Raw genomic sequence first — 14840 nt, forward strand, 5'->3', positions numbered from 1 at the left:
CCAAAATGGCTGGTTTATGGATTCCCTCTCGCAGTTTGTTCTCGGCGCCGCCGTCTCCGCCCTTGTCATTGGTCCGAAGGTTGGCGCGCGCAAGGCGGCGCTGATTGGCGGTGTGCTTGGCACGCTTCCGGATCTCGACGTGCTCATTCCCTTTGCCGATCCGGTGGACAGTTTCGTCTATCACCGCGGCTGGACCCATTCTCTCTTCGTGCATGCCCTTGCAGCCCCGTTGCTGGGCGAAGGGTTGGTGCGGCTGTTCAAGGGGCTGCGCGAGGCTCGGCTCCTGGCCATGCTGACGGTATTCCTGTGCCTGTCGACACATGCCTTGCTGGACGCCATGACGATCTACGGCACGCGTCTGTTCTGGCCGGTCTTCCCCGATCCGGTCGGCGTCGGCTCGGTGTTCATCGCCGATCCGCTCTACACGCTGCCGCTCCTGGCCGTCACCGTTTGGGCACTGGTCCGGTCCGGCTGGAGCCGGGCGCTGGGCCGGGGTGTCGCGGTGGCCCTGGTGCTCAGCACGGCCTATCTCGGCTTGGGCGTCGTCATCCAGTCGCAGATGGAGGCGCGGGCACGTGAGGTCTTTGCCGCGAAGGGGATCGAGCCGGAACAGGTCCTGGCGATTGCCGGTCCCTTCAATACGGTGATGTGGAAGGTCATCGCCCTGGAGGACGCAGCCTATCACAACGTTTACCTGTCGCTGCTCGACGGCCCGGACCCGGTTCCGGTCTACACGCATCCCCGTCGTCCGGACCTTGCGGCCTGCGTTGCCGGCAGCGACGCCTATGCCAAGCTCGCCTGGTTCAGCCGCGGCTTTCTGAAAGCCGAAGAGCGTGACGGGCGTCTTGTCGTCTCGGACCTGCGCATGGGCATGACGCCGGACTATGTGTTCCAGTTTGCCCTGGCTGACCTCCGCGACGGCGCGGCGACCGGCATCCCCGCCGAGCGCGATCTCAGCCACAGGCGCATGGGCGATGGTGACGGCGGCTGGCTCTGGGCCCGCATCACCGGCCGCCCGGCCGACCGGCAGGCCGAGATGACCGGTGCACCGGTTCCGTCGGGCGGGCCGCTGCAGTGCAAGGCCACCCCCGCTGCGGGCACCCCGGGCTGACGCTTTGCGTCGGATAAAACCGGGCAGCCACAGGGCTGCCCGGCTCAGGCATCAGGCTCTACGCGCCTTCACCAGCCGCGTGACCACATTCTCGATGATCTTGTGCCCGCCGTCCTGATCCAGCGACATGATGCTCTCGGGATGGAACTGCACGGCGGCAATCGGCTCCAGCTCGTGCTCGATGGCCATGACGACGCCATCCTCGGTTTCCGCCGTGATGCGGAACTCCTTCGGCAGCTTGTCCTTCTTCGCATAGAGCGAGTGGTAGCGGCCGACGATCACCGGCGACTTCAGCCCCGCGAACAGCAGCGAATTGCCAAGGATCGAGATTGGCGACGGCTTGCCGTGCATCGGCACGTCGAGCTGGCCCAGTTCCCCGCCAAGTCCCTCGGCCAGCGCCTGCAGCCCGAGGCAGACGCCGAAGATCGGCAGTGCCCTTGCCCGCGCCCGGCCGATGGTGGCCGCGCAATCGAAGTCCTTCGGGCTGCCCGGTCCCGGCGACAGCACGACCAGATCCGGATTGACGTCGTGGAAGACGTGGTCGGCAACCGGTGTGCGGTAGGTGACGACATCGGCCCCGGTCTGGCGGAAGTAATTGGCCAGCGTGTGGACGAAACTGTCCTCGTGGTCGACGAGCAGGATCTTCAGCCCCTTGCCGGGCTTCGCGGCCTTCACCGTCTCGGTCGCCTTGACGGCAAGGCCGGCCTCGCGCACGGCCGCGCGCATCGCCTCGGCCTTCAGCTCGGTCTCGGCCTCTTCCTCTTCCGGCACGCTGTCATAGAGCAGCGTCGCGCCGGCGCGGATCTGGGCGACACCATCCTTGATGCGCACGGTGCGCAGCGTCAGGCCGGTGTTCATGTCGCCGTTGAACAGGACCGCGCCGATGGCCCCGCCATACCAGGCGCGCGGGCTCTTCTCGTTGGCCTCGATGAACTCCATCGCCCACCGCTTCGGCGCGCCGGTCACGGTGACGGCCCAGGCATGCGACAGGAAGGCGTCGAGCGCATCCATGTCCTCGCGCAGGATGCCCTCGATGTGATCGACGGTGTGGATGAGGCGGGAGTACATCTCGATCTGGCGGCGGCCGATCACCTTGACCGAGCCGGGCACGCAGACGCGGCTCTTGTCGTTGCGGTCGACGTCCGAGCACATGGTCAGCTCGGCCTCGTCCTTGGCCGAGTTCAAGAGCTTGCGGATCTGCGCCTCGTCCTCGATGGCGTTCTTGCCGCGCCGGATGGTGCCGGAGATGGGGCAGGTCTCGACACGCCGGCCACCGGTCACGCGGACATACATTTCCGGTGATGCGCCAACCAGATATTCCCGGTTGCCGAGATTGAAGAAGAAGGAATAGGGCGACGGGTTGATCTGCTGCAGCCGGCGCGAGACCGCCGACGGCGGATTGGCGCAGGGCTCGTAGAAGGTCTGGCCCGGCACGGTCTCGAAGAGGTCCCCCCGGCGGAAATACTCCTTCGCCCGGTCGACGATCTTGGCATATTCGCCCGGCTCATGGTCGCCGCGGCCCGGATCCTCGTTGGCCGGCTGGTAATGCTGCTTCTCGCCGTCGCGCGGCAGGCCGCGGGTCGTCTGGCCGTCGATCTCGAAGTCATACTCCAGCACATAGGCGCGCTTGGCGTGATGGTCGACGATGAGGATCTCGTCGGGCAGGAACAGCACCACGTCGCGCTGGTCGTCCGGCCGCTTCAGCTTCAGCTCGATCGGCTCGAACTGGAAGGCAAGATCGTAGCCGAAGGCGCCGTAGAGGCCGAGCTGGTCGTCGTCGCAGGCAAACAGCTCCTTCAGCGCCCGCACGACCGAGAAGGTGGACGGCTGGCGCGAGCGGTCTTCCTCGCGGAACGGCCCGTCCGGCTTCTTCACGACCAGATCGATGCGGCCGTCGCTTTCCGTGAGAGAGGCGACATCGGCATGGGCCTTCAGGACGCGGGTGACCGCCGGCATCAGGATGCGGCCGCGCGCGTTGAGCGCCCGGATCGAGATCGACCGGTCGGCAGCTTCCAGCACCAGCGGCGGATTGACGAGCGCCATGTCCCAGCGCGTGTAGCGGCCCGGATATTCATAGGAGGAGGAGAGAACAGCGCCGCGTTCGGCGTCTAGCCGGTCGATCCAGTCGGAGGTGCCGGACGCATAGTCGGAGGGACGGGAACTGCGGGTGATGGTCACCCCGCCTGCGCTCTTGAAGATCTGCTGAGCCGATGCCGGCATTCCGGTTTCCTCCACGTTGGGCCGCCGCTCCAGGCCTTGAACCTGTCCCCAGACAGACCAAAGGCCGCCTGCGGGTCTTGCCGCGGCGGCCTTTGGGTCAACTTCGATCACGTCAGGACATGAGAAATCGCAAGGCCGCTCTTATGCGTCCCGCCACCACCAGCCCTTGAGGATCATCTGCGTGTTCATGCCCGTTTGCGTAGCGCAGCCAGGAGCGACAGGCAACCGGGGAAGGGGGGCAAAAGATCATCCCCGCAGCACTTCCCGCGCCCCTGTTGCAAAATAGACCGGTCGCTTCAAGCTTGAATTATTTGCGGTTTAGGCAAGGGGCCCGCTTTGGGGGATGATCGAATGAGACCGCCGAAGAACCCTGCCATCTGGGTCTCTGTGCCAAGGTCCGTTGAGGCTTGCTCTCCCTCCCGGAGCCTCGCCTGCGCCGAGTTGTCACAATCAGATATTTCAAGCTTGAAATAATTTCCGGCTGGTGGCAGGCTCTGACTCAACAAGGCAAACGGAAGGGACTGCGGCAATGAAGATCCTGTGCTTGGGTGGTGGGCCTGCTGGCCTCTATTTCGCGATCTCGATGAAGCTGCGCGATGCCAGCCACGAGGTCACCGTGATGGAACGCAATCGCGCCAACGACACGTTCGGCTGGGGCGTCGTGCTGTCGGATGACGCGCTCGGCAAGATGGCGCTCAACGATCCCAAGAGCACCGAGGCGATTCGCTCCAACTTCGCCTACTGGGACGACATCGCCGTCATCCACGATGGCGTGCGCACGGTTTCGGGTGGTCACGGCTTTGCCGGTATCGGCCGCAAGAAGCTGCTGATCCTGTTGCAGGAACGCGCCCGCGAGCTCGGCATCACCATGCAGTTCGAGTCCGAGTTCAAGTCGGCCGAAGACTACCGCAAGGACTATGATCTGGTGGTGGCGACCGACGGCATCAATTCGCTGGTGCGCCGCGAATATGCCGAGGTGTTCAAGCCGGATGTCGATGTGCGTCTGTGCAAGTTCATCTGGCTGGGTACGCACCAGAAGTTCGACGACGCCTTCACCTTCATCTTCGAAAAGACCGAGCACGGCTGGATGTGGGTGCACGCCTACCAGTTCGATGCCGACACTGCGACCGTGATCGTCGAATGCACCCAGGAGACCTGGGACAAGTTCGGCTTCGAGCACATGTCGAAGGAAGAGACCATCGAGACCTGCGAGAAGGTGTTTGCGGATCACCTCGGCGGCCACAAGCTCATGTCCAACGCGGCGCATCTGCGCGGCTCGGCCGTGTGGATGAACTTCCCGCGCGTGATCTGTGACAAGTGGTATCACGAAAACGTTGTCCTGATGGGCGATGCGGCCGCCACCGGCCATTTCTCCATCGGCTCGGGCTCGCGCCTTGCCTTCGACAGCGCCATCGCGCTCGCCACTTACCTGCACTCCGAACCGACGATGGAAGCGGCTTTCCAGCGTTACCAGGACGAGCGCCGGATCGAGGTGCTGCGCCTGCAGTCTGCAGCGCGCAACTCGCTGGAATGGTTCGAGCAGGTCGAGCGCTATCTCGACATGCCGCCGACCCAGTTCGCCTATTCGCTGCTGACCCGCTCGCAGCGCATCAGCCACGAGAACCTGCGTCTGCGCGATGCTGCCTGGCTCGCCTCGGCCGAGGACTGGTTTGCCGAACAGGCGGGCGGCCAGAAGGGCCGTCGCCCGATGTTCCAGCCGTTCAAGCTGCGCAACATGACCCTGAAGAACCGCATCGTCCTGTCGCCGATGGCGCAGTACAAGGCGGTCGACGGCTGCCCGACCGACTGGCATCTCGTCCATTATGCCGAGCGCGCCAAGGGTGGGGCAGGGCTGATCTACACCGAGATGACCTGCGTCTCACCGGAGGGCCGCATTACCCCGGGCTGCCCGGGCCTCTATGCGCCCGAGCATGAGGCCGCGTGGAAGCGTCTGGCCGACTTCGTCCACGCCGAGACGAGTGCCAAGCTCTGCGTCCAGATCGGTCATTCCGGCCGCAAGGGCTCGACCAAGCTCGCCTGGGACGGCATCGACCAGCCGCTGGACAGCGGCAACTGGCCAACCTTCAGTGCCAGCGCCATCCCCTATCGTCCGCACAATCAGGTGCCCAAGGCGATGGATCGGACCGACATGGACATGGTGCGCGACCAGTTCGTCGCCGCCGCCCAGATGGCGAACCGCGCCGGTGTCGACATGATCGAAATGCACGCGGCCCACGGCTACCTGCTGGCGAGCTTCATTTCGCCGGTCACCAACCGTCGCACGGACGAGTACGGCGGCTCGCTCGAGAACCGCATGCGCTATCCGCTCGAGATCTTCACCGCCCTGCGCAAGGTCTGGCCGGACGAGAAGCCGATGTCGGTGCGCATCTCCGCCCATGACTGGATGGGCGAGGATGGCGTCACGCCGGAAGATGCGGTGGAAATCGCCCGCATGTTCCGCGCTGCCGGTGCCGACATCATCGACGTGTCCTCGGGTCAGACCGATCCGGGCGAGAAGCCAATCTATGGCCGCATGTTCCAGACCCCGTTCTCGGACCGTATCCGCAACGAGGCCGGCATTCCGACCATGACGGTGGGCAACATCTCGGACTGGGACCAGGTCAACGGCATCCTGATGGCCGGACGCGCTGATCTTGTCTGTCTCGCCCGTGCCCATCTGGCTGATCCCTACTGGACGTTGCATGCTGCCGTCGAGCAGGGGGACACGGCGTCCGAATGGCCCGCACCCTACAAGGGCGGCCGCGATCTCGCCTTCCGCCTGCGCGAACGGCAACAGGAGACGATCCGGGCATGATGGAGGAAGGCGTGCACCAGGGACGCAGGGTTCTTATCACGGGGGGCGGCACTGGAACCGGTGCCGACCTTGCCCGCGGCTTCGCGGCTGCGGGCGCCGAGGTGGTGATTGCAGGACGGCGGCAGGAGCCGCTTGATGCCGTCGCCGCGCTCTATCCCGGCGTGTGCGCCATTACTGCGGATGTGACTGACGAAGCCAGCGTCGCAGCTCTGTTTGCTGCGGCCGGCCCCGTCGACATCGTCATCGCCAATGCTGGCGCCGCCGAAAGCGCGCCCCTTGGCCGGACGTCGATGGACCAGTGGAACGCCATGCTGGCCGTGAACCTGACCGGCGTGTTCCTCACCTTCCGGGCAGGTCTCAACCAGATGCGCGGATGGGGGCGGCTGATCTCGGTCGCCTCGACCGCCGGGCTGAAGGGTTATGCCTATGTCGCCCCCTATGTGGCGGCCAAGCATGGCGTCGTCGGCCTGACCAAGGCGCTGGCCCTGGAGGTCGCGCGCAAGCCCGTGACGGTGAACGCCATCTGCCCGGGCTTTCTGGATACGGAAATGACCGAGCGTTCCATTGCCAACATCATGGACAAGACGGGCAAGAGCCGGGACGAGGCGCTTGCCGCGCTGACCTCCACCAATCCGCAGGGGCGTCTGGTCCGTCCGGACGAGGTGACGGCCATGGCGCTTTATCTGTCGGGGCCGGGATCGGAGGGCATCAACGGCCAGGCTCTGGCGATTTCGGGAGGCGAGGCATGACGACCGATCCGGACATGCACGGCACGCAGCCGCAGGTCTCCCTGTCGAAGCGCCGTCTGAAGACCTGGATCCGGCTGCTCGGGGTGACCCGGGCGGCCGAAGCGCATCTGCGCGAGTTCCTGCGCGTCGAGCATGACACGACCCTGCCGCGCTTTGACGTCATGGCCGCGCTCTACCGCCGCCGTGTGCCGATGAGCATGAGCGAGCTGTCGCGCATGCTGCTGGTCTCCAATGGCAACGCTACCACCGTCGTCGACCGGCTCGAGAAGGACGGACTGGTGCGTCGCGTGCCAAGCGAAGCCGACCGGCGCACGGTGCATGTGTCGCTGACCGACACGGGCCTGGCCCAGTTCGAACAGCTTGCGGCCGACCATGAGCGGGAGGTGGACATGTTGTTCTCCCGCCTGACGGACGCCGATTTCGACATCTTGAAAGACATCCTGAAGCGGATGGGGAAGGACAGCCAATGACCGAACTCGCCAACCTGAAGCCGCAGCATTTCCTGTGGCAGGTGGAGAACCGGATCGCCCGGGTCAGCCTCAACCGGCCGGACCGCAAGAACCCGCTCACCTTCGACAGCTACGCCGAGCTGCGCGACACGTTCCGCGCGCTGGTCTATGCAACCGACGTCGACATCGTCGTCTTTGCCTCCAACGGCGGCAACTTCTGCTCCGGCGGCGACGTGCATGACATCATCGGCCCGCTGGTCGACATGGACATGAAGGGCCTGCTCGCCTTCACGCGAATGACCGGCGATCTGGTCAAGGCGATGATCGGCTGCGGCAAGCCGATCATCGCGGCGGTTGACGGCGTGTGCGTCGGGGCTGGGGCGATTGTTGCCATGGCCAGCGACCTGCGCCTGGCCACGCCGGAGGCCAAGACCGCCTTCCTCTTCACCCGCGTCGGCCTTGCCGGCTGCGACATGGGCGCCTGCGCCATGCTGCCGCGCATCATCGGCCAGGGCCGGGCGGCCGAACTCCTCTACACCGGCCGCACCATGAGCGCGGCCGAGGGCGAACGCTGGGGCTTCTTCAACGCCCTGCATTCCGCCGAGACGCTGGAAGCCGAGGCCATGGCACTGGCCCGGCGCCTCGCCAGCGGCCCGGTGTTTGCCCATGGCATCACCAAGACCCAGCTGAACCAGGAATGGAACATGGGGCTGGAACAGGCCATCGAGGCCGAGGCTCAGGCCCAGGCGATCTGCATGCAGACGCAGGACTTCGCCCGCGCGTACCACGCCTTCGTTGCGAAGGAAAAGCCGGTCTTCGAGGGCAATTGAGATGGCGGACCGCTCTTTCCTTGGCTGGCCCTTCTTCGAGCCGCGTCACCGTGAACTGGCCGAAGGGCTCGATGCGTGGTGCCGCGATCATCTTCACGTCGATCATGGCGACACCGACGCTGCCTGCCGCAAGCTGGTGGCCGATCTCGGGCAGGCCGGCTGGCTGACCCACTCGGGCGCAGGGGCGGGCGAGAAGCTGGATGTGCGCAGCCTCTGCCTCATCCGCGAGACGCTTGCCCGCCATGATGGCCTCGCCGACTTCGCCTTTGCCATGCAGGGGCTCGGCATGGGCGCGGTGTCGCTGTTCGGCACGCCCGAGCAGCGCAGCTGGCTCGACAGGACCCGCAAGGGTGAGGCGATTTCGGCCTTTGCCCTGACCGAGCCGGGCTCCGGCTCCGATGTCGCCAACACCCGGTCCACCGCGCGTGAGGTGCAGGGTGGCTACATCCTCTCCGGCGAGAAGACCTACATCTCCAACGGCGGCATTGCCGATGTCTATGTCGTCTTCGCCCGCACCGGCGAGGCGCCCGGCGCCAAGGGCCTGTCGGCCTTTCTGGTGCCGGCGGACGCAATGGGGCTCGAGATCGTCGAGCGGATCGAGGTGATGGCCCCGCATCCGCTGGCGCATCTGCGCTTCAACGACATTGAGTTGCCCGACAGTGCCCTGATCGGCCGGCGGGGCGACGGCTTCAAGATCGCCATGTCCGTGCTGGACGTGTTCCGCTCCACCGTCGGAGCGGCCGCGCTCGGCTTTGCCCGCCGCGCCCTCGACGAGGCGCTGGGCCGGGTCACGACGCGCGAGCTGTTCGGCGCGCCGCTGGCTGACCTGCAGATGGTCCAGGGGCATATCGCCGACATGGCCCTGGGCGTCGACGCCTCGGCGCTCCTCATCTATCGCGCCGCCTGGACCAAGGACATGGGCGCGCCCCGCGTCAGCCGCGAGGCGGCGATGGCCAAACTCCATGCCACGGAGACGGCGCAGAAGGTGATCGATGCCGCGCTGCAGCTGCATGGCGGCGATGGCGTGCGCAAGGGCTTCATGGTCGAAAGCCTTTACCGCGAGATCCGGGCTCTCAGGATCTACGAGGGTGCCAGCGACGTGCAGAAGATCGTCATCGCCCGTGCGGCGCTCGCGGAGCAGGTGTCATGAGCTACGAGCGGCGCTTCGACATCACCTTCGGCCTCTGCGATGCCGCCGGGATCGTCTTCTATCCACGTTATTTCGAGATGACCAACCTGATGGTCGAGCAGTTCTTCGCCGAAGTGCTGGACTATCCCTATTCCCGCATTCACCTCGAGGAGGGCAACGCCGTCCCGACCGTCCACATCGAAGCCGACTTCCGCGCGCCATCGCGGCTCGGCGAGACCGTGACATGGACCCTCGACCTGACCCGGATCGGTACGAGCAGCGCCGACTTCGCGCTCCAGCTCACCAAGGACGGGGACACCCGTCTCGCCGTTCGCCTGACCCTCGTCTGGGTTGGCCGCGAGGGCCGGCCAGAGGCCTGGCCGACACGCCTGCGCGAGCGGATGAATGCCCATTGCCTGAAAGGACAAGACCAATGACCGATGCAACGACCATGGCCCCCAATGCGGCCCCGACAGTCGCCAGCGGCCAGTCGCCGCACGAGTTCCTCAACCCGAAATCCTGGAAGCCGGCGAAGGGCTATGCCAATGGCGTGGCCGCCCGTGGCCGTATGGTGTTCCTGGGCGGACTGATCGGCTGGAATGGGCAGCAGGAATTCGAGACGGACGATTTCGTCGGCCAGGTCGACCAGACCCTGAAGAACATCGTCGAGGTCCTGGCCGAGGGGGGCGCCGGCCCGGAGCATCTCGTTCGCATGACTTGGTACGTGACCGACAAGCGCCTCTATCTCGATAACCTGCGCGAGATCGGTGCCGCCTATCGCCGTCACCTTGGCAAGAACTTCCCGGCCATGGCCCTGGTGCAGGTCGTGGCGCTGGTCGAGGACCGGGCGAAGGTCGAGATCGAGGCCACCGCCGTGGTTCCGGACGAGGCGGCCTGAGCCCAAGGGCCAGATCGCACGAAGCAAGCTTCAGCAACACTACCGGCGGTCAAGACGGGTTACCCCGCATCCGGAACAGGAAGGCCGCCAACCGCGCGACGCGGATGGAAGAACGAGGGGATACAAAATGACCGCCAGCCTGAAATTGGGCCCCAGTGCCCATGTCGATACGTTCACGCGTGACAACCTGCCGCCAGCTGAGCTCTGGCCAGAGATCCGTCTCGATGGCTTCGACTATCCGGATTTCATCAATGCCGGGGTCGAGCTGACCGACCGGCTGGTGGAGCAGGGGCTTGGCGACCATGTTGCTCTCATCGGCAACGGCCGCCAGCGCACCTACAAGGAACTGACCGACTGGACCAACCGCATCGCCCATGCGCTGGTCGAGGACTATGGCGTCAAGCCCGGCAACCGGGTCCTGATCCGCTCGGCCAACAACCCGGCCATGGTCGCCTGCTGGCTTGCCGCCACCAAGGCCGGCGCGGTCGTCGTCAACACCATGCCGATGCTGCGCGCGGGCGAACTGGCCAAGATCGTCGAGAAGGCCGAAATCTCGCTCGCCCTGTGCGATACGCGGCTGATGGACGAACTGGTCGCCTGCGCCAAGGAATCCAATTTCCTGAAAAAGGTCATCGGCTTCGACGGCACCGCCAACCACGATGCCGAGCTTGACCGGGTCGCCCTGTCCAAGCCGGTCCGGTTCGAGGCCGTGAAAACGGGCCGCGATGACGTGGCGCTGCTGGGCTTTACCTCCGGCACCACCGGCGTGCCCAAGGCCACCATGCATTTTCACCGCGACATCCTGATCATCGCTGACGGCTACGCGCGCGAAGTGCTGGGCGTGACGCCGGAGGACATCTTCGTTGGCTCCCCGCCGCTGGCCTTCACCTTCGGCCTCGGTGGTCTCGCCGTGTTCCCGCTGCGGTTCGGTGCTGCCGCAGCTCTGCTGGAAACCGCCTCGCCGCCGAACCTGATCGAGATCATCCAGAAGTACCGCGCCACCGTCTGCTTCACCGCGCCGACCGCCTACCGCGTCATGTTGAAGGCGATGGAGGAGGGGGCAGACCTCTCCAGCCTGCGCGCCGCTGTGTCTGCCGGCGAGACGCTGCCGGCGCCCGTCTATGAGGAATGGATGGCCAAGACCGGCAAGCCGATGCTCGATGGCATCGGCGCAACCGAGATGCTGCACATCTTCATCTCCAACCGCTTCGGCGACAGCCACCCAGCCTGCACCGGCAAGCCGGTCACCGGCTACGAGGCCCGCATCGTCGATGAGGCCGGCAACGAGCAGAAGCGGGGCGACGTGGGCCGTCTCGCCGTGCGCGGGCCGACCGGCTGCCGCTACCTTGGCGACCATCGCCAGACCGGCTACGTCCAGAACGGCTGGAACATCACTGGTGATGCCTTCTGGCAGGATGAGGACGGCTATTTCCACTTCGCCGCCCGCAACGACGACATGATCGTCTCCGCCGGCTACAACATCGCCGGGCCGGAAGTGGAAGCCGCGCTGCTGTCGCATGACGATGTGCTCGAATGCGCTGTGATCGGCGCTGCCGACGAGGAACGTGGGCAGATCGTCGAGGCGCATGTGGTGCTCGCCGCCGGTGTCGAGCCGGATGCGGCGACGGTCAAGCGGCTGCAGGATCACGTCAAGGCGGTGATCGCACCCTACAAGTACCCGCGCCGGATCCTCTTCACCGACGCACTGCCCAAGACCCAGACCGGCAAGATCCAGCGTTTCCGCCTGCGCGAGACGAGCTGATCCGGTTCGGACACCTGGCACCGGCCCTCTCCCCCCTTGCGGGGGAGAGGCCCCCGTCAGGGGGCAGAGGGGGGTAATCGGCGCAACAGGTCACGTCTGGGCTGACTGTACATCCGTAGCGCAATTCTGGTCGAGCCTCTCAGCCCCCTCCGCCTCGTGGGGAGGGGACCGGGGGTGGGGGCACGGGTGGTCGTTTGATCGCAAAGTGTGTGAAACACGCCCAGTCAGGAACGCAGGTGACCTGGGTTACAGTCTGTTCCCCCCACCCCCAACCCCACCCCACGAGGGGGAGGGGGGCTGAGACGCCGCGAAAAAACGGTGGCGACGAATGCGACCGCCCCCCCCAAGACACCCCCGGGGCCTTGTTACTCCGCAGCCAAGCGGCGCAGGGCGCGGCTTAGATGTTCGATGAAGGCATTGGCGGCCGGCCCGGGTGGCCGGTCGCGGGATTTCAGCAGCATGACCTCGCGGGCAATCACGGGTTCATCCAGCGGAACGGCGCGAAGGCTTTCGTGCCGGATCGCGGCGCGGGCATAGGTCGGCAGAACCGCAACGCCCAGACCTGCCTCGACCAAGGCCAGCGCGGTGGTCACCTGTGTCACCTCGAAGGCGATGCGTGGTGGCGTCTGCGCTGCCTCAAACCCCACCTCGACCAGCAGCCGGATGCCCGATTCGCGCGTCAGCGTGATCAGCGGCAGGTCCGCCAGTTCGCGCCAGGCGACCCGGTCGCGGCCGGCAATCACACTCTGCGCCGGGCAGAACAGCATCAGGCTGTCGCGGATCAGCGGCTGGCGTTCGATGTCATCATCGGCTGGCGGAAACGTGCCGATGCCGCAGTCGGCCTTGGCTGTGCGGATGGCATCGAGGATCTGCTCCGTGCCCACATCCGAGAGCTGGACGACGATCCCCGGATAGGCCGCCTGGAACTCCGCGATCACCTTCGGCAGAACGTAGCTGGCCAGAAGGGGAGGGGCCGCGACCCTGAGTTTGCCCCGCCGCCGTTCGGCCAGCATATGCACCCCTTCCACCGCATGTTCCAGATCGTCCATGATCTTGGCGCCGGCGATGTGGAACTCACGTCCGGCATCCGTCAGTTCGACCCGGCGCGTCGTACGGTCAAACAGGCGCACGGCCAGCTCGGCCTCAAGGTCCTTGATCGCCTGCGACAGGGCCGGCTGCGCCGTGTTGAGCCGTTTGGCGGCCATTGAAAAACTTCCGGCCTCCGCAACCGCGAGGAACCCCTGGATCTGTTTCAGTGTCAGTTTCATCGCCGCCGCTCCGCCACCGGCAAACTCATACGGAAAACGATATTAATTTATCCGATAAATCCGTCTTGTCGATAATTCATCTTTGTCCGATCCTCTTGATCAACACCACGCCAGGGCGGTGAGCCAATCTGGCGGCCAACAAAATCTGAGGAACAGAGGCCCGGACATGCGCGACTATCCCGATCTCCAGCTTTACATCGGCGGCGCTTGGCGCAAGACGGCGGACCACCTGCCGGTAATCAATCCGGCCGACGAGACCGAGATTGGCAAGCTGCCTGTCGCTGCGACCTCTGACCTCGACGATGCCCTTGAGGCGGCGGCGCGCGGCTTCGAGATCTGGCGCCGCACCGCTCCGATGCGCCGGGCCGAGATCATCCGCAAGGCCGCAAGCCTCCTGCGCGAGCGGATCGAGGATATCGCCCCGGACATCACCCGCGAGCATGGCAAGACGCTGCAGCAGGCGCGCCTCGAGGTGATCCGCGGCGCGGAGTTCTTCGAATGGGACGCCGGTGAAGCCGAGCGCCTCTATGGCCGCATCATCCCCAGCGAGCCCGGCATCCGCTACATGGTGCATCACCAGCCGATCGGCACGGTGGCGGCCTTCTCGCCCTGGAACTTTCCGCTCAGCCAGCCGGCCCGCAAGGTCGCCGGCGCGCTCGCTGCCGGATGCTCCATCATCCTGAAGGCTGCCGAGGAGACCCCGGCCGGCGCCTGGCACATCGCCCGCGCCTTCCATGATGCCGGCTTGCCGGCTGGCGTCCTGAACCTTGTCTTCGGTGTACCGGCGACGATCTCGGACTATCTGATCCCGCAGCCGCAGGTCCGGCTTGTCGCCTTTACCGGCTCGACCGTGGTCGGCAAGCACCTGACCGGGATCGCCGCCCGCTACGCCAAGCCCGTGCTGATGGAACTGGGCGGTCATGCCCCGGTGATCGTCTGCGATGATGCGGACCCGGTGAAGGCCGGCATCACCTCTGCCATCCGCAAGGCGCGCAACGCCGGCCAGGTCTGCACCTCGCCAACTCGTTTCTTTGTGCATGAAAAGATCTTTGCGGCCTATCGCGACGCCTTTGTCGAGCGTGCAAAGGCCGTGAAGATGGGCAACGGCCTCAACCCCGAGACCGAAATGGGCCCGACCGCCAACCACCGCCGCGTCGAGGCGATGGAGATGCTGGTGGCTGACGCCGTGACCAAGGGCGCCAAGCTGCTGACTGGCGGCCAGCGCCCGAACACGCCCGGCTACTTCTATCCGGTCACCGTCCTGTCGGAAGTTCCGGACAACGCCCGGGTGATGCAGGAGGAGCCCTTCGGCCCGCTCGCCATCATCAATCCGGTGGCATCGCTGGACGAGGCGATCACGCGCGCCAACGGCGTGCCCTATGGCCTGGCCGCCTATGCCTTCACCAATTCCGCCGCCAATGTCGACCGCATCACCGACGAGGTCGAGGCCGGCAATGTCTCGATCAACACGCTGGAAGCCTCGGTTGCCGCGACGCCCTTCGGCGGCGTCAAGGAAAGCGGCTTTGGCCGCGAAGGCGGGGCGGAAGGCATCCTGCATTACACGGTCGTCAAGACCGTCTCGCATCGCATGGAAATCTGACCGGCCGCG

At 65.7% G+C, this 14840-nt stretch carries 12 protein-coding genes; 10 read left to right on the forward strand and 2 right to left on the reverse strand.

What is annotated here, in order from left to right; translation table 11 throughout:
* Positions 1 to 16: 16 nt before the first annotated feature.
* Positions 17 to 1111, forward strand: a complete 1095-nt coding sequence (locus C8348_RS05065) for a metal-dependent hydrolase (protein WP_106752195.1) — start codon at positions 17 to 19, stop codon at positions 1109 to 1111.
* Between the two features lie 51 nt (positions 1112 to 1162).
* Here the strand turns inward: C8348_RS05065 and C8348_RS05070 are convergent, their stop codons facing one another.
* Positions 1163 to 3331: an anthranilate synthase gene (locus C8348_RS05070; RefSeq protein ID WP_106752196.1), complete on the reverse strand. Its 2169-nt coding sequence runs from the start codon at positions 3329 to 3331 to the stop codon at positions 1163 to 1165.
* A gap of 529 nt (positions 3332 to 3860) precedes the next feature.
* Here C8348_RS05070 and C8348_RS05075 point away from each other — a divergent pair.
* From C8348_RS05075 to C8348_RS05110, 8 genes are all read left to right on the forward strand, one after another.
* The gene (locus C8348_RS05075; protein WP_106752197.1) at positions 3861 to 6146 is read left to right on the forward strand and encodes a bifunctional salicylyl-CoA 5-hydroxylase/oxidoreductase; all 2286 of its coding nucleotides are present in this window, start codon (positions 3861 to 3863) and stop codon (positions 6144 to 6146) included.
* The gene (locus C8348_RS05080) at positions 6143 to 6895 is read left to right on the forward strand and encodes an SDR family NAD(P)-dependent oxidoreductase (protein ID WP_208983557.1); all 753 of its coding nucleotides are present in this window, start codon (positions 6143 to 6145) and stop codon (positions 6893 to 6895) included. Before C8348_RS05075 ends, C8348_RS05080 begins: the two co-directional genes overlap by 4 nt.
* Positions 6892 to 7365: a MarR family winged helix-turn-helix transcriptional regulator gene (locus C8348_RS05085; RefSeq protein ID WP_208983559.1), complete on the forward strand. Its 474-nt coding sequence runs from the start codon at positions 6892 to 6894 to the stop codon at positions 7363 to 7365. The genes C8348_RS05080 and C8348_RS05085 overlap by 4 nt, the downstream gene beginning before the upstream one ends.
* Positions 7362 to 8174, forward strand: coding sequence for an enoyl-CoA hydratase family protein (locus C8348_RS05090; RefSeq protein WP_106752198.1), 813 nt, complete (start codon positions 7362 to 7364; stop codon positions 8172 to 8174). Before C8348_RS05085 ends, C8348_RS05090 begins: the two co-directional genes overlap by 4 nt.
* 1 nt (position 8175) lies before the next feature.
* Positions 8176 to 9324, forward strand: coding sequence for an acyl-CoA dehydrogenase family protein (locus C8348_RS05095; RefSeq protein WP_106752199.1), 1149 nt, complete (start codon positions 8176 to 8178; stop codon positions 9322 to 9324).
* Positions 9321 to 9740 carry an acyl-CoA thioesterase gene (locus C8348_RS05100; RefSeq protein ID WP_106752200.1) on the forward strand — a complete coding sequence of 140 codons (420 nt, stop codon included), beginning with the start codon at positions 9321 to 9323 and terminating at the stop codon, positions 9738 to 9740. Before C8348_RS05095 ends, C8348_RS05100 begins: the two co-directional genes overlap by 4 nt.
* A 14-nt stretch (positions 9741 to 9754) precedes the next feature.
* The gene (locus C8348_RS05105; RefSeq protein WP_106752430.1) at positions 9755 to 10201 is read left to right on the forward strand and encodes a RidA family protein; all 447 of its coding nucleotides are present in this window, start codon (positions 9755 to 9757) and stop codon (positions 10199 to 10201) included.
* A 127-nt stretch (positions 10202 to 10328) separates the two neighbouring features.
* On the forward strand, positions 10329 to 11963 hold the full coding sequence (locus tag C8348_RS05110; protein ID WP_106752201.1) for an AMP-binding protein: 1635 nt from the start codon (positions 10329 to 10331) through the stop codon (positions 11961 to 11963).
* A 365-nt stretch (positions 11964 to 12328) separates the two neighbouring features.
* Here C8348_RS05110 and C8348_RS05115 read toward each other — a convergent pair whose 3' ends face one another.
* On the reverse strand, positions 12329 to 13231 hold the full coding sequence (locus tag C8348_RS05115) for a LysR family transcriptional regulator (RefSeq protein WP_106752202.1): 903 nt from the start codon (positions 13229 to 13231) through the stop codon (positions 12329 to 12331).
* Positions 13232 to 13397: 166 nt separating this feature from the next.
* Between C8348_RS05115 and C8348_RS05120 the strand changes: the two genes are divergently transcribed.
* Entirely contained in the window at positions 13398 to 14831 is a 1434-nt protein-coding gene (locus tag C8348_RS05120) for an NAD-dependent succinate-semialdehyde dehydrogenase (protein WP_106752203.1), read from the forward strand.
* Positions 14832 to 14840: the final 9 nt, after the last annotated feature.

It is taken from the genome of Pannonibacter carbonis, assembly GCF_003012935.1.
Classification (GTDB): domain Bacteria; phylum Pseudomonadota; class Alphaproteobacteria; order Rhizobiales; family Stappiaceae; genus Pannonibacter; species Pannonibacter carbonis.

Excerpts from the sequence above, each read along its gene's own strand:
- C8348_RS05065 (WP_106752195.1), top strand. The coding sequence starts at position 17 with ATGGATTCCCTCTCGCAGTTTGTTCTCGGCGCCGCCGTCTCCGCCCTT.
- C8348_RS05070 (WP_106752196.1), bottom strand. The coding sequence starts at position 3,331 with ATGCCGGCATCGGCTCAGCAGATCTTCAAGAGCGCAGGCGGGGTGACC.
- C8348_RS05075 (WP_106752197.1), top strand. The coding sequence starts at position 3,861 with ATGAAGATCCTGTGCTTGGGTGGTGGGCCTGCTGGCCTCTATTTCGCG.
- C8348_RS05080 (WP_208983557.1), top strand. The coding sequence starts at position 6,143 with ATGATGGAGGAAGGCGTGCACCAGGGACGCAGGGTTCTTATCACGGGG.
- C8348_RS05085 (WP_208983559.1), top strand. The coding sequence starts at position 6,892 with ATGACGACCGATCCGGACATGCACGGCACGCAGCCGCAGGTCTCCCTG.
- C8348_RS05090 (WP_106752198.1), top strand. The coding sequence starts at position 7,362 with ATGACCGAACTCGCCAACCTGAAGCCGCAGCATTTCCTGTGGCAGGTG.
- C8348_RS05095 (WP_106752199.1), top strand. The coding sequence starts at position 8,176 with ATGGCGGACCGCTCTTTCCTTGGCTGGCCCTTCTTCGAGCCGCGTCAC.
- C8348_RS05100 (WP_106752200.1), top strand. The coding sequence starts at position 9,321 with ATGAGCTACGAGCGGCGCTTCGACATCACCTTCGGCCTCTGCGATGCC.
- C8348_RS05105 (WP_106752430.1), top strand. The coding sequence starts at position 9,755 with ATGGCCCCCAATGCGGCCCCGACAGTCGCCAGCGGCCAGTCGCCGCAC.
- C8348_RS05110 (WP_106752201.1), top strand. The coding sequence starts at position 10,329 with ATGACCGCCAGCCTGAAATTGGGCCCCAGTGCCCATGTCGATACGTTC.
- C8348_RS05115 (WP_106752202.1), bottom strand. The coding sequence starts at position 13,231 with ATGAAACTGACACTGAAACAGATCCAGGGGTTCCTCGCGGTTGCGGAG.
- C8348_RS05120 (WP_106752203.1), top strand. The coding sequence starts at position 13,398 with ATGCGCGACTATCCCGATCTCCAGCTTTACATCGGCGGCGCTTGGCGC.